The organism is Nocardioides kongjuensis (assembly GCF_013409625.1).
Classification (GTDB): domain Bacteria; phylum Actinomycetota; class Actinomycetes; order Propionibacteriales; family Nocardioidaceae; genus Nocardioides; species Nocardioides kongjuensis.
In genome coordinates this window covers 2,624,351-2,648,571 of the sequence record NZ_JACCBF010000001.1, presented here as the reverse complement: position 1 = coordinate 2,648,571, position 24,221 = coordinate 2,624,351, and the positions used below count along the sequence as shown (strand labels likewise).

Below are 24,221 nucleotides of genomic sequence, written 5' to 3'. Positions count from 1 at the left end.
GTCCGGGCACACTCAGGCTACACGCTAAGCAAGCGCTTAGTAACCTCCATCGACACGACGAGGCAGGCACGTGAGCACCAGGTTCGAGGGCAAGACCGCGATCGTCACCGGAGCGAGCCGGGGGATCGGCCTCGCGATCGCCGAGCGGCTCGTCGCCGACGGCGCGCGGGTCGTCATCACCGGCCGCGGCAAGGAGGCCCTCGACGAGGCCGTCCTCGCCCTCGGCGGTCCGTCCGTGGCGCTCGGCGTGGCGGGCCGGGCCGACGACGCGGAGCACCAGGCCGACGTCGTACGCCAGACGATCGAGACGTTCGGCAGCGCCGACCTGCTCGTCAACAACACCGGCATCAACCCGGCGTACGGCCCGATGATCGAGCTCGACCTCGACGCCGCCCGCAAGATCGTCGAGGTCAACTGCCTGGCCACCCTCGCCTGGACCCAGCGGGTCCACGCCGCCTGGATGAAGGAGCACGGGGGCGCCGTCGTCAACGTCTCCTCGGTCTCCGGGGTCAAGCCCGCTCCCGGCATCGGGATGTACGGCGCCAGCAAGGCCATGCTGATCTCGATGACCGAGCTGCTGGCCGTCGAGCTCGGACCCGACATCCGCGTCAACGCCGTCGCGCCGGCGGTCGTGAAGACGAAGTTCGCGACCGCGCTCTACGAGGGCCGCGAGGCCGACGTCGCCGCCCAGTACCCGCTCAAGCGGCTCGGCGAGCCCGACGACATCGGCAGCGTCGTCGCCTTCCTGCTCTCCTCCGACGCCGCCTGGCTGACCGGCCAGACCGTGGTCGTCGACGGCGGCGTCACGCTGACCGGGGGCGTCGAGTGAACCCGCCGGGCCTCGACCTCGACGCACTCGGCGCCTGGCTGCCGACCGCGGTCCCCGGCGCCGGCTCGTCGCTCACCGCCGAGCTGATCGCCGGCGGCAAGTCCAACCTGACCTTCGTCGTCACCGACGGCACTGCGCAGTGGATCGTGCGCCGCCCGCCGCTGGGCCACGTGCTCGCCACCGCCCACGACATGGGACGCGAGTACCGCGTCATGTCGGCCCTCCAGGGCACGCCGGTCCCCGTCCCGCGCACCTACGCGTTCTGCTCGGACCACGCGGTGATCGGGGCCGACTTCTACGTGATGGAACGGTGCGCCGGCACGCCGTACCGGCGCGCGTCGGCGCTCGCCGAGCTGGGAGCCGAGCGCACCCGGGCGATCTCGCAGGACCTCGTCGACATCCTCGCCGCCCTCCACGCCGTCGTGCCCGAGGAGGTCGGGCTCGGCGACTTCGGCCGGCCCGAGGGCTTCCTCGGTCGCCAGGTCGCCCGCTGGAAGAAGCAGCTCGACGCCTCCCGCACCCGCGACCTGCCGGCCGCCGACGAGCTGCACCGCCGGCTCGCGGCGTCGGTGCCCGCCGAGTCGGCGACCGGCATCGTGCACGGCGACTTCCGCCTCGACAACGTGCTGGTCGACACCGCCGACGGTGCCGACCGGGCGAGCGCCGTGCTGGACTGGGAGATGGCCACCCTCGGCGACCCGCTCACCGACCTCGCGCTCATGCTCACCTACCACCGCCTCGCCGAGTCGATCGGTCAGGCGGTCGCCGACGCCTCGACCGCGCCGGGCTTCCTGTCCGAGGACGAGATCGTCGCGCGGTACGCCGCCGCCAGCGACCGCGACCTGTCCGGCTTCGGCTGGTACCTCGGCCTCGCGGCCTTCAAGCTCGCTGCCATCCTCGAAGGCATCCACTACCGCTTCCTCGCCGGCCAGACCGTCGGTGAGGGGTTCGACGACATCGGCGCCGCGATCCACCCGCTGCTCGACGCCGGCCTCACCGCAATGAAGGAGAACTGATGGACTTCGGATTCGACGCCCGCACCGAGGAGCTGCGGGCCACGATGCTCGCCTTCATGGACGAGGTCGTCCACCCCGCCGAGGCGGTCTTCGAGGAGCAGCTCGCCGAGCTGGACGACCCGTGGGCCTGGGACTCCACCCCGATCATCCAGGAGCTGCGGGCCGAGGCCCGCAAGCGCGGCCTGTGGAACCTCTTCCTGCCCGGCGAGCACGCGGGCGTGGAGGGCGCCGGCCTGACCAACCTGCAGTACGCCGCCCTCGCCGAGATCTCCGGTCGCAGCGGGCACCTGGCGCCGGCCGCGATGAACTGCGCCGCGCCCGACACCGGCAACATGGAGGTGCTCCACCTGTTCGGCACGCCCGAGCAGAAGAAGGAGTGGCTCGAGCCGCTGCTGAACGCCGAGATCCGCTCGGCCTTCGCGATGACCGAGCCCGACGTGGCCTCCTCGGACGCCACCAACATCGGCCTGTCCATCATGCGCGACGGCGACGAGTACGTCCTCAACGGCCGCAAGTGGTGGATCACCGGCGCGATGAACCCCAACTGCCGGATCTTCATCGTCATGGGCAAGACCGACCCGAGCGCGGACCGGCACCGCCAGCAGTCGATGATCCTGGTCCCGCGCGACACACCGGGACTGGAGGTCGTGCGTGGCATGCACGTGATGGGCTACGACGACCACGAGCACGGCGGCCACGCCGAGCTGCGGTTCACCGACGTCCGGGTCCCCGCCTCGAACCTGATCGGCGAGGAGGGTGGCGGCTTCGGCATCGCCCAGGCCCGCCTCGGGCCCGGCCGGATCCACCACTGCATGCGCTCGATCGGCATCGCCGAGCGCGCCATCGAGCTGATGTGCGAGCGCGCCGAGTCGCGGGTCGCGTTCGGTCGCCCGATCGCCGACCAGGGCACGGTCCGCACCTGGATCGCGGAGTCGCGGGTCAAGCTCGAGCAGCTGCGGCTGCTGGTGCTGAAGACCGCGTGGCTGATGGACACGGTCGGCAACAAGGGCGCCCACACCGAGATCCAGGCGATCAAGATCGCCACCCCCGAGACCGTGCAGTGGATCCTCGACAAGGCCATCCAGGTCCACGGCGCGGGCGGTCTCTCGCAGGACTTCCCGCTGGCCAACATGTACGCCGGGATCCGCACCCTGCGCTTCGCCGACGGCCCGGACGAGGTCCACAAGAACGCGCTGGCCAAGGCCGAGCTGCGCCGCCAGGCGGCGCGGCGCGAGGCACGCTGAGCGACCGATATCCACAGCGGGGCCTGGCGACCCCTTCCCGATCGGACCACGGTGGCCTACGGTGCTGCCAGCCAGAAGCAGTCCTATCTCGGGGGAGTCGCCATGGCCCTGCTGCAGCCACCCGTCGTGGTGGCGCCGGCGTCGGACGACGTCGTCGCGCGCCTCGACGAGGACCTGCGCGCCGCCGTGCGCCGGGACGGGATCGGCCCGCAGCGCGAGGTGGCCGCCGTACGCCGCCTCGCGACCGGTCTGGTCCGTGATCACGACGAGCGCAGCCTGACCGGGATGGTCGCCCCGGTGGCCGACCCGGACGCGCTCGTGGCCGAGCTGGTGGCCCGGGTGGCGGGCTTCGGGCCGCTGCAGCCGTTCCTCGAGGACCCGACGGTGGAAGAGGTCTGGATCAACAGCCCGGACCGGGTGTTCGTGGCGCGTCACGGGCGCCACGAGCTGACCAACCTGGTGCTGACCGAGGCGCAGGTCGCCGAGCTGGTCGAGCGGATGCTGAAGTCCACGGGACGTCGGATCGACCTCAGCCGGCCCTTCGTCGACGCGATGCTCCCGGCCGTTATCTAACCCCCACTCGAACCTGTCTCGGTCTGCCACCCACTTGGTCGGCCACGGCGTGTCTGACAGTCTTCGCTGACCCTCGTCAATAACTTGAGGACGTGCTGGCACCCGCGAGGTTCCGAGTCGACGAGGCAGTCCTTGCGGACGGGCGATCGACCCGGGTCGTGATGGTCGACGAGGCGGACCACCTGCACCGTCCGAGCACCGACTGGCTCGCCTATCTCCAGGACATCGGCCGGTCACCCAACACCGTCAAGGACTACGGGTCACGACTCGCTTGGTACCTGTCGTGGACCGCGCAGACGACCGATTGGCGCGCAGTCGGTCTCTCGCATCTGGCGATGTGGCGTCGGACCGTGACGACCTCTCCGGTCCGCAAGACCAACGGTGAGGAGATCCTCCGCAAGCCGAGCACGGTCGCGCTGTGGATGGTGGCGGTCCGTTCGTTCTACGAGTGGGCCGATGCCCAGGGGCTCCTGACGACCGACGTCGTGGCTCGGATGACGGAGATCAAGTACTTCGCTCCCGGTACCGCGGCGGGCGGCGAGCACGGCAATCGCCGCCGGGTCCTGGTCGAAGAACTGCGTCCGACCGAACGGTCACAGATCTACACCGACCCCGAGTGGATCGACGATGCCGAGGCGAGGGATCGACTTGAGGCACTCGAACTCAACGCGCGGGACCGCTTCGTCATCGACCTCCTCTACTTCACGGGAATCCGCGCTGGAGAGGCGTTGTCCCTGTTCACCCGAGATGGCCATTTCGGTGGCGGCTCGATCGCGTTGGGCTGCCGACAGCTCGATCCCCACTTCCACGTCAAACTCGACAACCCAGTCGAGAATCGGGCTCGGTCGAAGGGATGCGTCCGCGACCTGCCGGTTTCCGAGCACCTTGTTGAGCGGTACATCGACTACGTCCTCGAACGCCAGCGGATCCTCGGAGACGACGATGGGTCGCCGCACATGCTCGTGAATCTCTACACGCCGGGGCCGCGCCGCGGTCAGGCGATGACGTACTCGGGCATCCGCAAACTGATCGACCGAGTCGGCAAGGCCATCGAGTTCGACCTCACCGGGCCGCACATGCTCCGTCACACGTTGGCGACTCGGCTGATTCGCGGCATCGACTGCGACCCACAACCGCTTGACGTCGTGCAGGTGATCCTGGGGCACCGCAGCATCTCTTCGACCCGCGTCTACTCCCACGATCTCGAAAGCGCCAAGAAGCAGTCGCTTGCCGCCATCCGTCCACGCAGCATCCAGTTGGGGGACGTGCCGTGACCCTGTCGTTGGCTTCGGACCTGCTGAGAGACCGTGTCCCGGACCGCGAGGTGTCCTGGGAGTCGTTCCTGAAGGAGCGCATCGATCGAGAGTGGCGACCGGGCGAGTTCGATTACGACCGACTGCTCTTCATCCCCGACCTTGATTCCCCACACACAAGCGGGACGATCTGCCAGCGCCCAGGGTGCGGGATCATTCTGAGCAATGACCTCACCTGCCCAGCATGTCGTTCGGAGCACCGCCGCTCGGGTACCGACCTGTCGATCAAGGAATGGCTTGCTCAGGTCGAACCGAAGGTGCGGACGTCGCCCTGTCTGGATTGCGCGGTCGCGGGTTGCCCACGGACCCACGAGCAGTTCGGCCTTTGCAACGTACACGGACAGGCATTCAAGAACTGGCGCAAGAAGCCCACCAGCGGCGAGCGCGTCGAAGACTGGATCGCCGAACGATCGCCCGTACCACTGCCCGCGAAGGCCGAATGTCTCGTCGGCGCCTGCGTCCGCACCAGCGTCATCAGTGGGCTGTGCCGGACCCACGCCAACAACCTCCGGTTGTGGCGCAAACGGAACGGCCAGGCAACCGACCTGACGATCGAGCAATGGTTGTCGAGGGAGATGGAGCCGCTGTTCGACGCGGAGAACCGAACCACGTACTCCTCTATCGGCGCGACTCCGTTCATGCTGCTCCCCGAACCGCTGCGCTGGGAGTTCCTCTACACGGTGCAGCAGCGAGACCGTGGCGGCCGTCAGCTCTCAGCGCGACACCTTCGAGGCGCGTACCTCCATCATCGGCAAGCAGGCACGACCACGGTCGTTGGAGCCAAGTCTTTCGGACGGAAGGTCGAGAGGTACCTGGCGCCGTTGATGGACGAGTGGCAACGACACGTCGACACCGCCCACCGGCAGTGGTCCGGCACCGACGACCGAGACCGGCGGCTGATCTACCTGCGCGACGTCGAGTTGCGAAAGACGCAGAGGACCGTTGGCCCGAACGCCGTCCTCGACCTTCGCAGCATCGAGCAGGACTGGATCATCGACGCCATCCACGCCTGGCTGGCCGAGGCCCCACGCGGCTACGAACTCGCCATTCAGATGCGAACGGCGTGGGTCCTCGCTTCCCGAACTCTCACCGTGCGGGGCACTCCTCTTCAGGCACTGGGCGCGCAAGACATAGACGCGATCGTCACCGCGATTCGCGAACGTTGGGACCACGAGCAGTACCAACACGCCATGATTCGAGCGGTGCGCGTGCTCCTTGAGTTCGGGCGACGACACGAGGACTTCAAGACGACGTGGTGGCAGATTCCAGCGCGCTTCGTCGTCGATCCCGCTCGACATCGGCCCAACGGCGCACATAAGCCGCGGAACGTCAGAAATGTCGACGAGCCCTACCGGTTCGTCCCGCAACCGGTGATCGAGCACGTCATGAATCACCTCCACCTTCTTGATCGACGCGACCCTTACTGGACCGCCGAGGCTCGCGCGATGATCTACCTCCACGAGCGATGCGGACGCCGAACGGGCGAGACCATCCGCTTGGTGGACGACTGCATCTCCTACGACAACGACGGTGCGCCGTACCTCGAATGGGTTGCCGGGAAGCCGCCGTACGCACCAGGCAAGCGACTTCCGATTCACCAGGAGACCCACGACGTCATCCGTCAGTGGCAAGCCATCAAACGCGAGCACGGAGTCGAGTCGAAGTGGCTCTTCCCAGCCCGGCGCGGCACAACGCTCGACAAGCACTGGGCCTACCCGTATCTAGGCGATCGCCTCGACGAACTCATCGCGGCCATCCAGGCCGAGGCCCCGCTCACCGACCCCGTCGAAGGAGTCGAAGGGAACCTCATCTACTTCGACCTGGACTCGATCGATCCCTACTCGTTTCGGCACGCATTCGCCCAAAGGTTCGCTGATGCGACCGACGCCGAGGGACGTCCCACTACCCCGCCAGACGTCCTCCAGGACTACATGGGACACAAGAACTTCAACACCACGATGGCCTACTACGAGGTGTCGGCAAAGCGCCGCAAGCAGGCCCTTCAGGCTGTGCCACCCCGGCGACTCAATCTTCATGGCCAAGCCGTCCCTGTCGACCGTGAACGCGACACCTTCACCAAGGTCGCCGTCACCCTGGGCCACTGCACCGAACCGCAGAACATTGCGGCCCATGGGCACGGCTGCATGGTCAACCACGCCTGCGAATCCTGCCCCTTCTTCCTAGTCGACCCGCTCGAACGCGACGGGATGTCAGCCAAGAGGCAAGCGATCAAGGTCCAACTGGAACGGGCACGCGCAATCAACGCTCAGCAACACCTGCTCGACCACTACGAAGCCCGCATCAAGGACTGCACGACGATCATCGATGGCATCGACGCGTACGTCGCCGGGCTCCCCGCAGCAGAACGCCAGACGATCGAGGGAGCGCTCCACCGACTCGCCGAGGTTCGACGGCTCGCAACCATGCCACGACTGATCAACCTCAGAGCAGTGTTCACCGACGGAGAACGAGCATGACGACGGCAGTGGAAGCCCTCCGCGAGCACCGGGCCCAGGAGTCTCAGCGCAAGCGCGAGTCGGTCGCCCAGGCGGTCGCTGAGATGCTGACCAGCGGCGGCGCGATCACGGTGTCGGCGGTCGCCACCCGAGCCGGGGTATCGCGCCAGTTCATCTACTCCCACCAGGACCTGTACCAAACCGTCCAGGAGGCGACCCGCGCACCCCGTCAACGTCAGGTACCCCGACAGCAGCCAGACGTCGAACTAGGGCTGCGAGCCGACCGCAACACGCTCATGACCAAGGTGAATCGCCAGAAGGCCGTCATCGAGAATCAGCAGGAGCGCATCAACGAACTCGAACAGATGCGCCGACGATGGCTCGGCGACCAACTCAGTTCCGCCACGTCGGTCGACCCCGAAGAGCACGCCGAACTGCGACTGTCATGTGATCGCTTGGTCGCCGAGAACGCACGTCTGAACCGCACGATCATCGACCTTCGACGCATCAACGAGATCCTCAAATCAGACCTGACCGCATCGCGCCAGGCACACGCAGAGGACATGGCTCAGTACTCCCAGAAACACGAGGTGAATTCCGACCCCGCTCAAGATGGGGCTGTCTCCCCCAAGACGACGCGGGCATTCAGACCCGATCGCGTGACGCAACGCAGCTGATACCGATCCGCACCGACCTCAGATCGGCGCGTGTTCCTTCAACTCGCAGCCGAGCGACTCTCGACAATCCGTCGAGTGTCTGGTTTAGAGTCACCTCACGTTGATCGGGCAACCTCGGGAGGGTTCTCATGAAGGCTAGGAAGATCGCTGCGCTCGTCGCTGTCACGCTGGTCGGCACGCTAGCCGCGACGCCCCCAGTTCACGCTTCTCCGACTCAGGTCGTTGCGGCCAAGGCAAAGGCCGATTCGGACCCCTGCGTCGCGTATGCCGAAGATTCCATCGACGGCCTCTGGAGCTGCGCGGACGGTGTCGCGTACTCGTACGACGGCGCTGGCAAGGAAGTGAAGACGAAGGTCGCGGACGCTCGCCCCAAGGGCAAGATCCGAGCGGGTTCTCGAACCGTTGGCGCCCGCACGATCGTCGATCAGTACCACGCGAACAAGACCACCACGTGGTACTACGGCAATGGCGATCAGATCCTCGGAACCATCAAGTTCACGTTCAACGTCGCGCTACACAACCACAGCGCCAACGTGTGGATGACCTACAGCTCGGCGAAGCCGGCGCGAATCACGTGGCGTACGAAGATCATGCACCACAAGACTCTTGCCTCCGACGACCGGATTTTCACCTACCCGGATGTTCACGGTTGCAGCACTGGCGTCTACAGCTGCGAGGAGTATGAGGACCGCTACGGCGACGGCTACGACGTCCTCCCTTACCAGACGGACTGGAAGGTGTACTGGGAGGCCTACGACACCTCGCTGATTGTCGGCGGCGTGACCTACCCGGGTAGTCCGAAGGCTCAGTCGGACCGCGCCACCTGCTACAAGACCGTGTCCTGCAAGTTCAAGTGAGCGGCTGGTCAGATCATGCAAGAAGCACCGTCGCTGGCTGACGTCATCGGCCCGATGCTGGGCGCGGACTTCCTGTACGCAGACGGCCTAATCTTGGAGATCACGGACGAGCATCCCCGCGGACTTGAACACCGCTTCTGGGCATACCGCACGATGTGGCGAGTCGAGCGCAGCGACGGCGTCAAGTTCATCGACTCATCGGACGGCTCTGTTACGACTGTGAACGGGCGGGTGCGGGAGCGCGGGCCCAGGCACGCCTCGGGGCTCCACCTTCCCGAGCGGATGCTGCGACCGCGGTACGCGGACATCTGGGGTCGCTCGAGCGATGACTGGAAACTCACTGGCGAGGTCGAGTCGAGTACCGACAGCCCGGGACTCGTCGGGCTTGGGATCGCCCGCATCGGCGAATCGGGGATCCGCGGGCAGGTACTCGTCGAGCGGGTCAGCGGCCGCATCGTTCGGATGGATCGGCCCGGCGCGGTCTGGGAACTGGTTGATCTCAACGAGGAGTCGGACGGCGACCCCGCGGGCCTGTTCTCGATCTGAGCCGTACCGGGCGGCGCCAAGTCGCCTGATCACGCCTCGCTGCGGAACAGACAGCGATCCGATGCGCCCGGGTGGAGGACAACCATGAGGAACAGCGACCACCTCGAACGATTGCGACAGAAGTACACCCGCCACAAGAAGGCTCGCGGGGAACGCGTTGCGCCAGGAGAGTTCCTTGAGAGCTACGTCAGCTACATGTACGAGAGCCTGCTATCGGCGCAAGCGGGCGCAGTGTCGGTACGCCGCAACGCGCGAGTCACTGACAACATCGGAGCCACCTACCAAATCGATGTCCTCTTCGAGTTCAACGTGGGCAACCTCATTCACCGGGTCGTGGTGGAGTGCAAGGACACCGCCCGCAAGACCGAGCGCGACGAAGCGATCGCCTTCGAGGGCAAGTTGCGGCACATGTCAAACACCGTCGGCGTCTTCATCTCAGTCAGCGGGTTTCAACCTAGTGCCCTGCAGTACCTCGATCAGCACGGCATCGAACATCTCGATGGAGCGAGCCTGCCGACCTTCGGAGAGGTAGTTGCGGCTCGGATACGACCGCTGATCCTGCCGTCCGAGAACGCCATGGGCCAGCCGTTCTGGGCCTTGATGCATGTGTCCGACGGCCGACCCGACGGTTCGTGGTACCGCGTGCCGGACGAACTCATCCATCGCGGCAAGGAGACGGCTGGCGATGGATGGACATTCGTTCTGTTCGACGCGCACCGTCATGCCGTGATGTTTCAGGAGACCCTGAGTCAACACGGTCTGGAGTGGGTTGTTCGCGGTATCGAACAGCCAATGCTGCGGCTCCTGACCCGCCTGGCTACGGACTCCGACATGCGATTTGGGCTTGCTGAGACCCTGGCACTCGAAGGCCGCATCTGTCTGGAGTTCACGCAGGTCCTGACTGCGGCCGAACTGGCAGGCGCCTACTTGGTCCCGCGGTACGCACCCGAGTAGACAGGCCTCGGGCGCGCAGTCGAGTACGAACGACCGAATGTCGCACCTACCCCTCGACTATCTGGGACACCAGGGTGCGAGCCTGAGCAGCCACTGCCGTGGCGCTTGCCCGATCTCGTCGCTGAACCGGCTTGGGGTGCCTGAGGCCGAGTGGCTCTGCTGGCGGGCTGTTGAGGTACTCCGCGAATCGACACCCGCTGAGGTGGACGCAGCGTTCGATGCGGGCATTGCAGTCGCGACACAGATAGCCCCGGACGATGCCCGTTTCATGATCGTGGTCGATTGCGTACGGGTAGCGCTCGCCGCAGCAGTGGCACGTGGGGCCAAGCGCATCAACGAGCAACCGACGGGTTGCGGACATCTTGTCGCTTCCGCCCAAAAAGCCCGGCCAGTGCTCCCGATCGAGCGGACACCTCGTGTTGGGCGCCACCCGGGCAGGATCGACGACGCCCGGTTCTGCAACGTCGACCATCCAGCGAACGTCCCGATGGCCATACAGGTCGGGATCACCGCCATGTGGCGTTTGGATCGTGTAGCGATCCCCGTCGCTCCAGTAGCTGACAGTCTGTTCATGGACGAGGCCTGAGCCTCTGCGTCGCCTTCGGCCTGGCAGCCCACGGCAGTCGATCCGATCGCGACGAGAGAGGTGATACCTGCCGTCCGTTCCGACGACTGCGCCGTCGGCCAATGCGATGAGAGGAGGCCCTTGCGGGCAGTGTGTGGTGAAGACCCGACGACTGTCACCGTCGAAGCGCACGATCGCGAGTGCGATTCCGAACCGCCGATCGGCTGGCAGCTCAGCCAGGTTGGCCGCGCGCGGGTATGGGTCGATCACCTGGGCATGTTGCTCGGTGAGGGCTACGCCGAAACGGGCAGCGGCGAGCCCTGTGCTGGACAGTGATTGACGACCGGCGAGAGCGCCGTAAGCGCAGATCCGGGGTCGGGGGTTAGATAATCAACTGGCACCGGCTGCACGTCGTGCTGCAGGGCATCTCCCGCGGCTTCTCGGCGGTCAACATCAGGAAGTTCGTGGTTCGCGCGACCCGCCTCGACGAGCTGGTCCAGCTCGGGACCCTGACGCCCCATGCGGCTCGTTTCCTGGAGGCGTCGGTCCGGGCCGGCCTCAACATCCTCGTCACCGGCGGCACGCAGGCCGGCAAGACCACGATGTTGAACTGCCTGGCCGCCGCGATCCCCGGCGGGGAGCGGGTGGTCTCGGCCGAGGAGGTCTTCGAGATCCGGTTCCCGCACCCCGACTGGGTCGCGATGCAGACCCGGCAGGAGGGGCTCGAGGGGACGGGCGAGGTGCGGCTGCGCGACCTGGTCAAGGAGTCTCTGCGCATGCGACCGAGTCGCCTGATCGTGGGGGAGGTGCGCTCCGAGGAGTGCCTCGACCTGCTGCTGGCCCTCAACGCCGGGCTGCCCGGCATGTGCACGCTCCACGCCAACAGCGCGCGCGAGGCGCTGACCAAGGCCTGCACCCTGCCGCTCCTGGCCGGGGAGAACATCTCGGCTCGTTTCGTGGTCCCGACCGTCGCGGCCTCGGTCGACCTGGTCGTCCACGTCGCGCTCGACCCGCACGGCGCCCGACGCGTGAGCGAGATCGTCGCCGTCCCCGGCCGGATGGAGGGCGACGTGATCGAGACCGAGCCGGTGTTCGACTGGCGCGAGGGGGCGCTGCGGCGCGGGATCGGGCTGCCGCCGCGGCTCGAGCAGTTCGAGCGGCTCGGGATCGACGTCGTCGGGCTGCTCCACGAGGCGGACCGAGAGGCGGGCTGAGCCGTGGGTGCGCTGGTCGGGCTGGGGTTCGGGCTCGGCTGCCTGCTGGTGTGGGCCGCGTTCCGGTGGCCGCGCGCGGAGCGCGCGCCCCGCTCCGACGGGCGGGTGCGACGGCTGCTGGCCGAGGCCGGGCTGCGCGAGGTGGCGCCGGGCTCGCTGGCCCTGCTGTCCGTCGGCACGGGCGTCGCCGGCTTCGTCGTCGTCCTCGGCCTCACCCGCACCGCGCCGATCGCCGTGGTGCTGGGGGCGGGGGCGGCGTACCTGCCGTGGGCCGTCGTCGCCGGTCGCGTACGACGTCGACGGCGCGAGTTCGCACAGGTCTGGCCGGAGGCGGTCGACGACCTGGCCTCCGCCGTGCGTGCGGGGATGTCGCTGCCCGACGCGGTCGCCGCGCTCGCGGTCCGCGGGCCCGACGCGTTGCGGCCCGCCTTCGACGCGTTCGCCCTCGACTACCAGGTGTCGGGCCGGTTCGGCGAGTGCCTCGACCGGCTCAAGGACCGGCTCGCCGACCCGGTCGGCGACCGCGTCGTGGAGGGCCTGCGGATCGCGCGGGAGGTCGGCGGCGGCGAGCTCGGCCGACTGCTGCGCAACCTCTCCGGCTACCTGCGCGACGACCTGCGCACCCGCGCCGAGCTCGAGGCCCGCCAGGCGTGGGCCGTCAACGGTGCCCGGGTGGCGGTCGCGGCGCCGTGGATCGTGCTGCTGGTGATGTCGACCCAGCCGACGGTGATCGAGCGCTACCAGTCGGCGGCCGGCGCGCTCGTGCTCGCCGTCGGCGCGGCGACCTGCGTGGTCGCCTACCGGCTGATGATGCGGCTGGGCCGCCTTCCCGCCGAGCGGCGGATCCTCCGGTGAGCCCCGCCGTCACCGGCGCCGTGCTCGGTCTGGTCGCCGCCCTCGGCCTGGCCCTCGTCGCCTCGCGCGCCGTCGCGATCCGCCGTCCCCGGCTCGAGGACCGGGTGCTGCCCTACGTCCGCGACCTCACCCCCGCCCGGCGTACGACCACGGCCTCGACGGGCGCACCCACGACCCTGACGCTCCTGCTCGGCCCGCTGCTGCGTCGCGCTGCCGACGGCGTCGAACGCGTGGTCGGCGGCGCGCCCTCCGTCCGGCGCCGGCTCGCCCGGTCCGGGTCGGCGCTCACGCTCCACGAGTTCCGCGTGCAGCAGGTGCAGTGGGGGCTGAGCGGGTTCGCCGTCGCGGCGGGGTACGGCGTGCTGCGCACCTGGACCCGTCCCGGCGCCCCGCTCCCGCTGTTGCTGGCCTGCGTCGGCGCGTTCGCCTGCGGCGTGCTGCTGCGCGACAACCGGCTGAGCAGCCAGGTGCGCAGGCGGGAGGCACTGATGCTCGCGGAGTTCCCGACCGTCGCCGAGCTGCTCGCGCTGAGCGTCGCCGCGGGCGAGAGTCCCGTGGGAGCACTCGACCGGGTCGTGCGCCGCAGCGGCGGCGAGCTGTCCCGCGAGCTCGGCGACCTGCTCGCCCGGATCCGCACCGGCGAGCCCGTCGCCGACGCCTTCGACCGCCTGGCCGCGACCACCGGCCTGTCCGTCATCGCCCGCTTCGCCCACGGCATCGCGGTCGCGATCGAGCGCGGCACGCCGCTGGCCGACGTGCTCCACGCGCAGGCCGCCGACGTCCGCGAGGCCGGCCGCCGCGAGCTGATCGAGCAGGCCTCGCGCAAGGAGATCGCGATGATGGTCCCGGTGGTCTTCCTCGTCCTCCCGACGACCGTGCTGTTCGCGTTCTGGCCCGGCCTGATCGGCCTGTCCCTCAGCTACTGAATCCACGCCATCTCGGGAAGGAACCACCGTGCACAAGAGGCATCACGACCAGCGAGGCGACGTGCCGGGCTGGGTGCTGATCACGATCATGACCATCTCCATCGGCGTGGCCCTGTGGGGCATCGCCCAGCCCCAGCTGGTCGGGATCCTGCAGTCGGCGCTCAACTCGGTGCGGTGAGCCGCCGCCGGCGGACGGGGTGCACGGACCGCGCCGAGCGCGGTTCGGCACTGGTCGACTTCACCCTGGTCTCGCTGCTCCTCGTCCCGCTCGTGCTCGGCCTGGTCCAGGTCGCGCTCGTGCTCCACGTCCGCGCGACCCTGGCTGCTGCCGCGTCCGAGGGCGCGCGACTGGCGGCGACCGTCGACCGCGAGCCCGGGGACGGGGTGGCGCGGACCCGGGCGCAGATCGCGGATGCCCTGGCGGGCAGGTACGCCGAGGACGTCGAGGTGCACCGGGTCCTGGTCGACGGTGCCCCCGGCATCGAGATCGTGGTGCGCGCCGAGGTGCCCGCGCTCGGCATCGGCGGGCCGGCGGTCGCGATGACCGTCACCGGCCGGGCGATCGAGGAGGACCCACGGTGAGCGGTGACGGGAGCGACGAGCGGGGGAGCGGCCTGGTCGAGATGGTGTGGCTCGGCCTGCTGCTCCTGCTGCCGCTGCTGTGGGTGGTGCTCTCGGTGTTCGAGGTGCAGCGCGGCTCGTTCGGGGTCAGCGGCGCCGCACGTGCCGCCGCCCGGGCGTACGCGCTCGCGCCCGACGACGCGGCCGGGCTGCAGCGGGCCCGCGCGGTCGCGGAGCAGGCGCTCGCCGACCAGGGGCTGCGCGGTGTTCCCCTCGACGTCACGGTCACCTGCTCGCCGTACCCCCGCGCCTGCCACAGCGGCACCTCCGTCATCACCGTGCGCGTCGCCTCCGCGGTCGACCTGCCGCTGCTGCCCGACGTGTTCGGGCTCGGCCGCCCGAGGTTCGCGCTCGACGCCCGGGAGACGGTCCCGATCGGCCGCTACCAGGAGGTCACCGGGCGATGAGGTGGTCGACCGGGAGCCGGCGCGGCAGCTCCACGCCGCTCGTCCTGGCCTTCGCCGCGATCGTGCTGCTGCTGGTCGCGGTCGTGGTCGACGCGAGTGCCGCCTACCTCGCCCGCCAGCGTCTCGACGCGCTGGCCGACGGCGCCGCGTTGCAGGGTGCCGACCTCGGTGCCCAGGGCGCCGACGCGTACGCCGGCGGGCTGGCCACCGGCGACCTCGCGATCTCGCGCGCCGAGGCCGAGGCCGCGGTCCGGTCCTACCTGCGTGCCAGCGGCGCCGCGCTCGACCACCCGGGGCTGCAGGCGACCGTGCGGGTCGACGGAGACCGGTTGGTCGTCGAGCTGGTCGCTCCCGTCGACCTGCCGCTCCACCTGCCCGGCGCGCCCGAGCAGCCGACCGTACGCGCGGTCGGCTCGGCGGTGGTCGACCCGGAGGCGGGCCCCGAGTGACCTGCGGCGGCCGGATTCGTTGAACCGCCACCAGAGTGCCGGGACCGTCGGTACTCTGCGCGAATCCTGTGCCCTCGGGCACGTGACGACTTATGGGGAGTCGATTTGATGCGTCCGCATTTCCTGGGGGCGGCACGCAGCCGTCCGGCCGTGCCGGTGCACCGGCAGCTGATCTCGGTGCTGCTGGCCGCAGCGGTGGCGCTGCTGGGCCTGGTGGCCCTGTCCGCCGCAGCCTCGCCCGCCGCGCAGGCCGCTGATCCCGCGCCCGTCCGGAACCTGGCCCCGCCGTCGATCTACGACGACCCGGACGCGCCCGACGACGGCCCGACCGTGGGCCAGCTCGCGCTCGCCCACCCCGGCGTGTGGTCGCCGACCCCCGACTCGGTGACGCTGACCTGGTACCGCTCCGGCTCGAGCGAGCCGATCGGCACCGGCGCGGTGATCGTCGTCCCGGTCGAGGCACTCGGCCAGACCCTGACGGTCAAGGCCACCGCCGCCAAGGCCGGCTACGCCCCGACCACCGTGGCCTCGGAGCCGAGCGCCGCGGTGCTGCCCGGCACACCGGCCAACTACGCCAAGCCGGCCATCTTCGGCACCCCGGAGACCGGCAGCACCGTGGTCGTCTGGGAGGGCGCCTGGTCGGTCGAGGCGACGAGCTACACGTACCGCTGGTTCCAGGAGGGCACCGCCGCCCCGATCGGCACCGGCAAGGAGCTCGTCGTCCCCGCGGCCGCCGACGGCAAGAAGCTGACCGTCGAGGTCACGCTCAAGGCGGACCACTGGAAGGACGGTGTCGCGACCTCCGACCCGGTCACCGCTCACGCGCCCGGCACCGGGCCGGTCAGGAACGTCGCGAAGCCCGCGATCAGCGAGCACCCGACCGTCGGCGCGCTCGCCGTCGCCCACCCCGGCGCCTGGGACCCGCAGGCCGACTCGGTCGACGTCGAGTGGTTCCGCTCCGGCTCCGCGAACCCGATCGGCACCGGCTTGACCATCGTGGTCCCGGCGGCCGCGCTGGGCGAGACGCTCACCGTGAGGGCCACCGCCCACAAGGAGGGCCGCGCCGATGCGGTCGTCACCTCCGCCCCGTCGGACGTCGTCGGCGACGGCACGCTGCAGAACGTCGAGGAGCCGGCGATCTTCGGCTCCCCCGTGGTCGGCAACAAGGTCGAGGCCTGGCCCGGCTCCTGGTTCCCGGCGCCCGACACCACCACCTACCGCTGGTTCGTGGAGGGTACGGCCAGCCCGGTCGGCATCGGCAAGACGCTCACCGTCCCGGCGGCCGCGGCCGGCAAGAAGCTGACCGTGGAGGTCACGGCCACCAAGGCGGCGTACGACGACGCGGTCGCCACCTCCGCCCCGGTGACGGTCACGGCCCAGGGCGCCAACCCGGTCCAGAACACCGTCGCGCCCTCGATCGAGGGCACCTTGAAGGTCGGCGAGACGGTCACCGCCGACACCGGCACCTGGAACCCGAGCGACGCCGCCAGGACCGTCGCCTGGTACCGCTCCGGTTCGCCCGACCCCATCCACACCGGACCCAGCCTCGTGGTCCCGGCCGACGCCGAGGGCGAGATGCTCGCCATCGCGGTCAAGGCCACCAAGGCCGGCAACGCCGACGGGTACGCCGTCTCCGCGCCCCAGGGCCCGGTCCTGGCGGCCGGCGCGAGCCCGGCGCTGGAGAACCTCGTCCCGCCGGCGATCACGCCGAACCCGAAGGTCGGCCAGCTGGTCGGTGCGCACCCGGGCGTGTGGAGCGCGGAGCCGGACAGCGTCACGCTGACCTGGTCCATCACGGGTGAGGCGACGTCCTTCGCCACCGGCAACTACGTCGTCGTGCCGCCCGCGGCCGCCGGTAAGACCCTCACGGTCGAGGCGGTCGCGACCAAGGCCGGCCACACGTCCGGCCAGGCGACGTCCGAGCCGAGCGACGTCGTCGCGAAGGGCACGCTGCAGCCAGCGGTCGCGCCGAAGGTCTACGGCACCCCGATGCCGGGCGCCACGGTCGTCGCGTACGACGGCGTGTGGCCTGCCGGCCCCGACTCCTTCAGCTACCGCTGGCTGGTCGACGGGTCGCCGCTGGCCGGCGCCACGACCAAGGAGCTGGTCGTCCCGGCCGGCACGACCGGCAAGCAGCTCAGCGTCGAGGTGACGGCGAAGAAGGCCGGCTACGCCGACGCCGCGCTCGAGTCCGCGAAGGTCGTGGTCGAGGCCGCGGGCACCACGGCGGTGCAGAACGTCGCGCCGCCGAAGGTCCTCGTGAACCCCGCGTCGGGCCTGCCGAAGGTGGGTGACCTCGTGGGCGCCAACGTCGGTGTCTGGAACCCCTGGCCGGCCGACTCCTCCGGCTTCGTCGTCCAGTGGTTCCGCTCCGGATCGGCACAGCCCATCGGCACGGGCGTGTTCCTCGTCGTCCCGCCCGAGGCGGCCGGTCAGCAGCTGAGCGTCAAGGTCACCGCGAAGCGCACCGGCTATCTCGACGGGTCGGCGCTCTCCGCACCGGTCACCGTCCTCACCTCGGCGCAGTCCCCGGCGTGCGGCGTGGCCAGCACCGCGCTCACCTCGGCAACGGTCGCGCAGGCCGGCGCGACCGCAGCCCTGGTCGCGGCCGAGGCCAAGGTCAGCAGGCTCAAGGCCAAGAAGAAGGCAGCCAAGCAGCTCGACATGCGGACGAAGGTCGCCCAGCTCAAGGTCAAGCTGAGGAAGGCACGGTCCGCGGTGGCGACCGCCCGCGCCGAGCTCGGCACCGCCGACGCGAACCTCGCCGCGGCGCAGGCCAAGCACACCGCCAACTGCACCTGAGGCTTCGCCCCGGACCTGTCCGGACAGCACGACGCCCCGGCCGCGAATCGCGGCCGGGGCGTCGTCGTTGCTGCGGGGAGCCGGTCAGTCGAGGACGCCGGGAGCGGCGCCCTCGTCGTCGATCCACTCCTCGCCGTCGTCGAAGAGGTCGCGGTCGCGCCCCTCCTTCTCGCCGTCGCGGCGCCGGCCACGGCCACCGGCCGCGCCCGCCGCGCCGCTGCCGCGGCCACCGGCGCCCCCTCGCCCTGCGGCGCCGCCCCGACCGCCGCCACGCGCGACCGGGCTGCCCGGCGTACCGGATCCGGTGCGGCCCAACGAGCCGGGCCCGCCCGTGCGTGAGCTCGAGCCGATCGCCCCGACGCTGCTGCCGCTCAGGCCGCGACCTGCAACCAGGCCGCGGATGCCGCGAACCAGGCCCGGGGCGCCGAAGACGCCGGCTGCCGCGCCGCCGAGGACGGCAGGCCCGACACCGTGGTCGCCGCCGGAACCACCCGGACCGCCATGGCCGCCCGGGCCACCGGGGTGGCCGGGATAGCCGGGGTCGTGCGGTCCACCGGGGTAGCCCGGGTAGCCGGGGTCGTGCGGTCCGCCGGTGTGGCCGGGGTCGTGCGGTCCGCCGGTGTGGCCCGGGTCGTGCGGGACGTGGACATCGGGGTGGTCGGGCTTGCCCGTGCCGATCCAGGTGCCGACCGGGGTGGAGCGCGGCGGCGGCTGGTAGCGCGGGCCGACCGGTCCGGGGTCGCCACCGCCGTCCCCGACCGGGACCTTGGGCTCGCCCTTGATCTCCTTGAGCGCGGTGACGGTGGTGGCGTACTCCTTGAGGAGCGTCTCGACCTTCTGCCGGGCGTCCTCGTCAGCGTCGTTGACCGTCTTGGTGTCGGTCTTGTAGGTCTCGTTCTTGGCCGCCCAGTCGTTCAGCTCCTCCGTCGTGGCGCCGGTGCCGGGCGCCGGGCCGGGGTCGAGGGGAGTCACGGTCGGGGCGCCGTCGGCAGCCTTCTCCGCCGCGGTCATCGCGGGGTAGGCGGCGGCGAGGGCGGTGGCGACGCCCGAGATCTGGCTCTGCCGCTCGCCGACCCTCTTGGCCGCCTCCTGGAAGGCCGTTCTCGCCTGCTCGAGGATCGCCTCACCGCCGATGTTCGTCGTGGGCATCGCCGTGGCGGCTCCGTCGAGCGCCTCGTGGATCAGGACCAGTGAGTCCGCGGTCAGCTGCCAGGAGGTCTGCGCGGTGCTGATCGCGTCGCTGGACATGCCCTGCCGGCGGTGCTTCAGGTCGTTGAGATGCTGCTTGCCCATCAGTAGGTCACCCCGTCGTCGTCGTTGTCGGTGTTCACGCCGAGATCGAGACCCTGGGTGCGGGCCAGGGCCTTCTGGAGGTCGGCCTCGGCCTGCTCGTCGGTCTCACCGATCACCGCCTGCGCCGCGAGGATCGCACTCTGGAAGGCACCGAGGTCGCTGCGCATCTCGACGAGGGAGTCGACGATGACGCCGTGGGCGCGCTTGTGCTCCGTCGCGATGACCCACGACTCGTGGCCCTGCCCGTACGACCCGGCTGGTACCGCCCCCTTGTCGGGGAAGTCGAGCTCCTGGAGCGCCTTGATCTGCTGGTCGAGGAGGTCGTAGACCGCCTGGACCTCCTTCTTGAGGACGAACAGCACGGCGCCCTGGAGTCCCGTGAGGATGGGCACCGTGAACACAGGGGCGAAGATCGGCGTGGAAGCAGGTGCATCGGGAAGCATGGGCGTGGTCCTTCGTGGTCCCGAGGATGGTCGTGCCCGGACGGCTACCCAACCGTGGAACCGCCCAAACGGTGATGTCAGACTGGGGCCCCTCATCGTGACAGGAGCGCAGTGGTGACCATCTCTCGGGCGCTGCGGCTGATGCCGGCAGTCGTGTTGGTTCTCGGCCTGACGGCGTGCACGGACGACGACCCAGGTTCCGGGAAGGGGACGCCCGCCTCGAGCGCGGCCGAAACGACGGCCGGCACGTCGGAGACGACCTCGACCGCTCCGGAGACGCCGTCGGTGGAGCCGGCGACGGGCAAGGAGCTCAGCGTCGCCACCGTGAGCATGCGGCTGACCGACTCGCCCGGTTGGTCAGTGACCGAGACTGCGGTGATCGTGGTCGCGTCCCTCCACCCGGACACGGGCGGAACTCTGAACGTCACCGTGCAGGACGCCCCGAACCTGCCGGGGCGAGACACCGACGACAAGGCCGAGTCCTTCGAGCGGACGTTGTCCACGGAGCCGGCGGCGCCCAAGCGGGTCGAGAACCGGGTCGTGGACGGGGTGGACTGCTTCGTCCTCGACGGGCGCAACGACGACATCCACCACTACGTCGTCGGTGCCGTGGTCGGAGACCAACTCTTCCTGCTCCAGTTCCGGGTCCCGGCCGGGCTTGCCGACGGCGACCAGATGATCGAGCAGATGCTGGCCTCGGTCGACATCAAGGGCGCGTAGGCCTCCCAGCAGGCAACGAGGGGCGCGTCCGGTGTGGACGCGCCCCTCGCTGTTCGTGCTACCGCCGGGTCAGCGGCCGCCGCCGTGGTCGGTGGCCGGCTGGTAGTTGGCGTTGCCGGCGAAGGTCACGGTGAAGCCGTCGGCGTTGACGTACGCCGGGATCGCCGGCGGCACCTTGCACTTGGCGTACCCGTTGGCGTCGGTCACCGCGCGGCAGATCTCGAGGTACCCGGCCGACACCGTGGTGTTGGTCGAGAACACCAGCGTCTGCCCGGCGAGCGGCTCGTTGCGCGGGCCGCGCAGCGTGGCCGTGACCTCGCGGACCGTGAACAGCTGCGAGTTGATCACCTTGAGGTCGTCGAGGTGGGTGGCTGCGCGCTGCACGACCTGGCTCAGCTCCGGCGAGGTGGCACCGGCCCGGCTGGCGTCACCCGAGTAGGTCGCCGTCAGGGCGTAGGTGCCGGCGGCCAGGCCGTCGACGTCGAGCGTCGCCACCTGCTGCCCGTCCACGGTGGCCAGGGTCGCCGTGCCGAGGACGTTGTTGCCGGAGCGGAAGGTCACCGTGCCGGTCGGCTTGCCGGGGGCCGGCGCGCTGTCGGACACGATCGCGCTCAGCGTCACCCGGTCGCCGTACGACGAGGGGTTGGCGCTGGACGCGATGCCGACCACCGTCACGCCGGCACCGATCACCTGCGAGGTCGACTCGGTGGAGCCCTCGAAGGTCACGCTGCCGCCGTACGACGCCCGGACCTCGTGGGTGCCGGGTGCCAGCGTGGCCGTGGCGAACGTGGCGGTGCTGGTGTTCGCCGCAGCGGCCGGCGTCAGGCTGGTCGCGCCGAGCAGGGTGGTGCCGTCCCAGAACTGCACCACGCCGGTCGGCTTGCCGGTGGCCGGAGCGACCGCACGGACGGTGGCGGTGAAGGTCACCGTCTGGCCGGCGTCGGCCTCGGCGTCGTCGGAGCTCAGCTCGGTGGCGGTGCCGGCCTTGACGACGCTCTGGCCGTTGCCCTGGTCGAGCAGTCCGGTGCTGGCGACGAACCGCGGCTCACCGCTGTAGACCGCCGAGATCCGGTAGGTGCCCGGCGACAGGTTGGCGAAGTCGGGGCTGGTGGCGGCGCCGTCGACGAGGGTCACCGGGGCGCCGAGGGCGGCTCCGTTGACCTTGAACTGCACCGATCCGGACGGGACGCCGGCGCCCGGCGCCACCGGGCTCACGGTCGCGGTGAAGCGGACCGCGGCCCCGGGCGGGGACGGGTTGGCCGTCGACGAGACGACGGTCGAGGTCTGGGCCCGCTGGACCTTCTGCGCGACCGAGCCGTTGCTGCCCGTGAAGCTGTCGTCGCCGTCGTACGTCGCGACGACGGCGTGCTGGCCGACGGAGAGCGAGTCGACGGTGATCGACGCGATGCCGCCGGTGGCCGAGCCGACCGGGGCCGAGCCGAGGACGGCGTCCCCGTCGGTGAAGGTGACGGTGCCCGAGGGCGAGCCGGCGCCCGGCGCGAGCGCGCCGACGGTGGCCGTCAACGTCACCGGCTGGCCGAAGACCGCGACCGGGGCGTTGGTGGTGACGGTGGTCCTCGTGGCCGCCTTGTTGACCGTGTGGTTCACGGCCGGCGAGGTGCTGGTGACGAAGTTCGGGTCGGAGCTGAAGTAGGTCGCCGTCACCTGGTGGGTGCCCCGGGAGAGCGAGCTCGTGGAGATCGACGCGGTGCCGTCCTCCAGCGTCACGAACGCACCGGGCTGGCCGTCGATCGTGAACTGGACGCCGCCGCCCGGCTCACCGGTGGCCGGCGCCACCGGGGTGACGGTCGCCGTGACGGTGACCGACTGGCCGAAGACCGACGGGCTGGGGGAGACCACGACCTCGGTCGAGGTGTGGGCCGCGGCGACCTCCTGGTCGAGCGTGGAGGTGGCCCCTGCGAAGCGGGTGTCGCCCTCGTAGTTCGCGGTGATCAGGTGGTCGCCCGCGTCCAGCTTCACCGGCGCCGACACGGCACTGCCGCCGGTGAGGGGGACCGGCGATCCGATCGGGTCGCCGTCGGCGAAGAACTGCACGTTGCCGCTCGGGTCGCCCGCGCCGGGCCCGACGACGTCGACGTCGGCGGTGAAGGTGAGGGGCTCGCCCGCGACCGCGTCGGGGTTCGACGTGCTCACGCTCACCGCTGTGTCGGCGCGGTCGACGCCGTGGGTCAGCTCGGCCGAGGTGCTGGTGGCGAAGTCGCCGTTGCCGTTGTACGTCGCCTGCACGGTGTGGTTGCCGGGTGCCAGGTTGCTGATGCTGAGGTCCGCGTGGTCGCCGCTCAGCGCGACGGCGGTGCCGTAGGGCTCGCCGTCGACGTTGAACTGGACACCGCCGGCCGGGTCCCCGGCGCCGGGGGAGACCACGCCGACCGTCGCGGTGAACGTGACCGCCTGCCCGCTGACCGTCGGCGAGCCGGTGCTGGTGAGCACCGTGCTCGTCGGTGCCTTGCCCACGGTCAGCTGCTTGGTGGCCGCGGTGCTGGCCGCCACGTTGGCGTCACCGCTGTAGCGGGCGCCGATCGTGTGGTTGCCGGTGCTGAGCGAGGAGGTCGACCCGGAGGACGCCGCTCCGCCCGTGATCGGCACCGGCGCGCCGAAGTCGTCGCCGTCGATGGTGAACTGCACGGTCCCGGTCGGGGTGCTGGTGCCGTTGGTCGCCGCGACCTGGGCGGTGAACGAGGCGGCCTCACCGTGGACGACCGGGGTGGGCTGCACGACCGTGGTCGTCGACGCGTTCTTCTGGACGTCGAACGACACCTGCGCCGTGGAGCCCTTGTAGTAGGCGGTCTGGGCGAAGGAGGCGGTCAGGCTCGCGGTCCGCGGCGGACCGGCCACCGGCAGCGTCGCGGTGGCGACACCGTTGGCGTCGGTGGTGCCGTTGACCGAGGTGCCCCCCGACAGGGAGAAGGTGACCACGCGGCTCGGCAGGACCGACGTGGCCAGGTTGGGGTCGGTCAGCTTGGCCGAGACCGTCACCGAGGTGTTCTGCGCACCCGCGGTGGCACCGGTGTAGGACAGCGCGGTGACGTTGTCGATCGTCACCGAGCGGTCGGTCGTCTTGTCCGACGTCGGGCAGTACAGGAAGCCCGACCGGTTCCGCTCGATCGCCCGCGCGACGTACGCACCGTTGGGGTAGGCGTGCGTGTCGACCTGGACGCTCTTGGCGCCGGTGCCGTTCTGGGTGTTGGTGAACACCTCGGCACCGCCCGGCACCCGCAGCTGGAGCTGCGTGTAGGGAGAGCTGGCGCCGACGCAGGCCGTGCCGGAGTCGGTCGCCCCGCTCGCGGACAGCGTGACGGTGCCACGCAGGACGGCGTTCTGGGCCGGGGCCGTGATGTCGGCCGAGGCCGACGAGGCCAGGACGACGGGGAGCCCGAGTCCCACGGTGGTGGCCGCGAGGGCCGCGATCATGCGCCGCACAGAGGTTCCTTTCATGGGAG

The 24,221-nt window shown here is 70.2% G+C and carries 23 protein-coding genes; 19 read left to right on the top strand and 4 right to left on the bottom strand.

All coding sequences use genetic code 11. The features are described from left to right. Nucleotides 1-70 precede the first annotated feature (70 nt). The 10 genes from BJ958_RS12745 (at nt 71) to BJ958_RS12700 (ending at nt 10,465) form a co-directional block, all read left to right on the top strand. On the top strand, nt 71-829 hold the full coding sequence (locus BJ958_RS12745) for a glucose 1-dehydrogenase (RefSeq protein WP_179727166.1): 759 nt from the start codon (nt 71-73) through the stop codon (nt 827-829). Continuing rightward, nucleotides 826-1,845, top strand: coding sequence for a phosphotransferase (locus BJ958_RS12740; protein WP_179727165.1), 1,020 nt, complete (start codon nt 826-828; stop codon nt 1,843-1,845). The genes BJ958_RS12745 and BJ958_RS12740 overlap by 4 nt, the downstream gene beginning before the upstream one ends. Continuing rightward, nucleotides 1,845-3,089 (top strand): acyl-CoA dehydrogenase family protein, encoded by a 1,245-nt coding sequence (locus BJ958_RS12735; protein ID WP_179727164.1) that lies wholly within the window; start codon nt 1,845-1,847, stop codon nt 3,087-3,089. The genes BJ958_RS12740 and BJ958_RS12735 overlap by 1 nt, the downstream gene beginning before the upstream one ends. A gap of 102 nt (nt 3,090-3,191) precedes the next feature. Then, nucleotides 3,192-3,662: a Flp pilus assembly complex ATPase component TadA gene (locus BJ958_RS12730; RefSeq protein ID WP_179727163.1), complete on the top strand. Its 471-nt coding sequence runs from the start codon at nt 3,192-3,194 to the stop codon at nt 3,660-3,662. A gap of 92 nt (nt 3,663-3,754) precedes the next feature. Beyond that, nucleotides 3,755-4,936 (top strand): tyrosine-type recombinase/integrase, encoded by a 1,182-nt coding sequence (locus tag BJ958_RS12725; protein ID WP_179727162.1) that lies wholly within the window; start codon nt 3,755-3,757, stop codon nt 4,934-4,936. After that, complete coding sequence (locus BJ958_RS12720) at nt 4,933-7,452, top strand: tyrosine-type recombinase/integrase (RefSeq protein ID WP_218865732.1); 2,520 nt, start codon at nt 4,933-4,935, stop codon at nt 7,450-7,452. The genes BJ958_RS12725 and BJ958_RS12720 overlap by 4 nt, the downstream gene beginning before the upstream one ends. Next, a complete protein-coding gene (locus BJ958_RS12715) occupies nt 7,449-8,108 on the top strand; it encodes a DUF6262 family protein (RefSeq protein WP_179727161.1) in 660 nt (219 codons plus the stop codon). Before BJ958_RS12720 ends, BJ958_RS12715 begins: the two co-directional genes overlap by 4 nt. Before the next feature lie 128 nt (nt 8,109-8,236). Then, entirely contained in the window at nt 8,237-8,965 is a 729-nt protein-coding gene (locus BJ958_RS12710) for a hypothetical protein (protein WP_179727160.1), read from the top strand. Nucleotides 8,966-8,980: 15 nt separating this feature from the next. Continuing rightward, nucleotides 8,981-9,511 (top strand): hypothetical protein, encoded by a 531-nt coding sequence (locus tag BJ958_RS12705; RefSeq protein WP_179727159.1) that lies wholly within the window; start codon nt 8,981-8,983, stop codon nt 9,509-9,511. An 84-nt stretch (nt 9,512-9,595) separates the two neighbouring features. After that, complete coding sequence (locus BJ958_RS12700; protein WP_179727158.1) at nt 9,596-10,465, top strand: restriction endonuclease; 870 nt, start codon at nt 9,596-9,598, stop codon at nt 10,463-10,465. Nucleotides 10,466-10,511: 46 nt separating this feature from the next. Here BJ958_RS12700 and BJ958_RS29310 read toward each other — a convergent pair whose 3' ends face one another. Then, a complete protein-coding gene (locus BJ958_RS29310; protein WP_179730152.1) occupies nt 10,512-10,826 on the bottom strand; it encodes an endonuclease domain-containing protein in 315 nt (104 codons plus the stop codon). A 617-nt stretch (nt 10,827-11,443) separates the two neighbouring features. Here BJ958_RS29310 and BJ958_RS12690 point away from each other — a divergent pair. From BJ958_RS12690 to BJ958_RS12655, 8 genes are all read left to right on the top strand, one after another. Further along, entirely contained in the window at nt 11,444-12,244 is an 801-nt protein-coding gene (locus BJ958_RS12690; protein WP_343052665.1) for a TadA family conjugal transfer-associated ATPase, read from the top strand. A gap of 3 nt (nt 12,245-12,247) precedes the next feature. Further along, a complete protein-coding gene (locus tag BJ958_RS12685) occupies nt 12,248-13,099 on the top strand; it encodes a type II secretion system F family protein (protein ID WP_179727157.1) in 852 nt (283 codons plus the stop codon). Beyond that, nucleotides 13,096-14,025: a type II secretion system F family protein gene (locus BJ958_RS12680; protein ID WP_179727156.1), complete on the top strand. Its 930-nt coding sequence runs from the start codon at nt 13,096-13,098 to the stop codon at nt 14,023-14,025. Before BJ958_RS12685 ends, BJ958_RS12680 begins: the two co-directional genes overlap by 4 nt. A 28-nt stretch (nt 14,026-14,053) precedes the next feature. Beyond that, entirely contained in the window at nt 14,054-14,203 is a 150-nt protein-coding gene (locus BJ958_RS12675; protein ID WP_179727155.1) for a hypothetical protein, read from the top strand. Beyond that, nucleotides 14,200-14,607 carry a TadE/TadG family type IV pilus assembly protein gene (locus BJ958_RS12670; RefSeq protein WP_179727154.1) on the top strand — a complete coding sequence of 136 codons (408 nt, stop codon included), beginning with the start codon at nt 14,200-14,202 and terminating at the stop codon, nt 14,605-14,607. Before BJ958_RS12675 ends, BJ958_RS12670 begins: the two co-directional genes overlap by 4 nt. After that, a complete protein-coding gene (locus tag BJ958_RS12665) occupies nt 14,604-15,053 on the top strand; it encodes a hypothetical protein (protein ID WP_343052664.1) in 450 nt (149 codons plus the stop codon). Before BJ958_RS12670 ends, BJ958_RS12665 begins: the two co-directional genes overlap by 4 nt. After that, nucleotides 15,050-15,502, top strand: a complete 453-nt coding sequence (locus BJ958_RS12660; protein ID WP_179727153.1) for a pilus assembly protein TadG-related protein — start codon at nt 15,050-15,052, stop codon at nt 15,500-15,502. Before BJ958_RS12665 ends, BJ958_RS12660 begins: the two co-directional genes overlap by 4 nt. Nucleotides 15,503-15,610: 108 nt before the next feature. Then, nucleotides 15,611-18,304 carry a hypothetical protein gene (locus BJ958_RS12655; protein ID WP_179727152.1) on the top strand — a complete coding sequence of 898 codons (2,694 nt, stop codon included), beginning with the start codon at nt 15,611-15,613 and terminating at the stop codon, nt 18,302-18,304. An 84-nt stretch (nt 18,305-18,388) separates the two neighbouring features. Here BJ958_RS12655 and BJ958_RS12650 read toward each other — a convergent pair whose 3' ends face one another. After that, complete coding sequence (locus tag BJ958_RS12650; protein WP_179727151.1) at nt 18,389-19,597, bottom strand: hypothetical protein; 1,209 nt, start codon at nt 19,595-19,597, stop codon at nt 18,389-18,391. Beyond that, nucleotides 19,597-20,040: a hypothetical protein gene (locus tag BJ958_RS12645; protein ID WP_179727150.1), complete on the bottom strand. Its 444-nt coding sequence runs from the start codon at nt 20,038-20,040 to the stop codon at nt 19,597-19,599. Before BJ958_RS12645 ends, BJ958_RS12650 begins: the two co-directional genes overlap by 1 nt. A gap of 114 nt (nt 20,041-20,154) precedes the next feature. On the opposite strand from BJ958_RS12645, the gene BJ958_RS12640 reads away from it, so the two are divergent. Then, on the top strand, nt 20,155-20,760 hold the full coding sequence (locus BJ958_RS12640) for a hypothetical protein (protein WP_179727149.1): 606 nt from the start codon (nt 20,155-20,157) through the stop codon (nt 20,758-20,760). 69 nt (nt 20,761-20,829) lie between these two features. Here BJ958_RS12640 and BJ958_RS12635 read toward each other — a convergent pair whose 3' ends face one another. Next, nucleotides 20,830-24,192 (bottom strand): beta strand repeat-containing protein, encoded by a 3,363-nt coding sequence (locus BJ958_RS12635; protein ID WP_246319507.1) that lies wholly within the window; start codon nt 24,190-24,192, stop codon nt 20,830-20,832. Nucleotides 24,193-24,221 lie beyond the last annotated feature (29 nt).

Excerpts from the sequence above, each read along its gene's own strand:
- BJ958_RS12735 (WP_179727164.1), top strand. The coding sequence starts at position 1,845 with ATGGACTTCGGATTCGACGCCCGCACCGAGGAGCTGCGGGCCACGATG.
- BJ958_RS12730 (WP_179727163.1), top strand. The coding sequence starts at position 3,192 with ATGGCCCTGCTGCAGCCACCCGTCGTGGTGGCGCCGGCGTCGGACGAC.
- BJ958_RS12715 (WP_179727161.1), top strand. The coding sequence starts at position 7,449 with ATGACGACGGCAGTGGAAGCCCTCCGCGAGCACCGGGCCCAGGAGTCT.
- BJ958_RS12710 (WP_179727160.1), top strand. The coding sequence starts at position 8,237 with ATGAAGGCTAGGAAGATCGCTGCGCTCGTCGCTGTCACGCTGGTCGGC.
- BJ958_RS12705 (WP_179727159.1), top strand. The coding sequence starts at position 8,981 with ATGCAAGAAGCACCGTCGCTGGCTGACGTCATCGGCCCGATGCTGGGC.
- BJ958_RS12700 (WP_179727158.1), top strand. The coding sequence starts at position 9,596 with ATGAGGAACAGCGACCACCTCGAACGATTGCGACAGAAGTACACCCGC.
- BJ958_RS29310 (WP_179730152.1), bottom strand. The coding sequence starts at position 10,826 with ATGTCCGCAACCCGTCGGTTGCTCGTTGATGCGCTTGGCCCCACGTGC.
- BJ958_RS12660 (WP_179727153.1), top strand. The coding sequence starts at position 15,050 with ATGAGGTGGTCGACCGGGAGCCGGCGCGGCAGCTCCACGCCGCTCGTC.
- BJ958_RS12655 (WP_179727152.1), top strand. The coding sequence starts at position 15,611 with ATGCGTCCGCATTTCCTGGGGGCGGCACGCAGCCGTCCGGCCGTGCCG.
- BJ958_RS12650 (WP_179727151.1), bottom strand. The coding sequence starts at position 19,597 with ATGGGCAAGCAGCATCTCAACGACCTGAAGCACCGCCGGCAGGGCATG.
- BJ958_RS12645 (WP_179727150.1), bottom strand. The coding sequence starts at position 20,040 with ATGCTTCCCGATGCACCTGCTTCCACGCCGATCTTCGCCCCTGTGTTC.
- BJ958_RS12635 (WP_246319507.1), bottom strand. The coding sequence starts at position 24,192 with ATGATCGCGGCCCTCGCGGCCACCACCGTGGGACTCGGGCTCCCCGTC.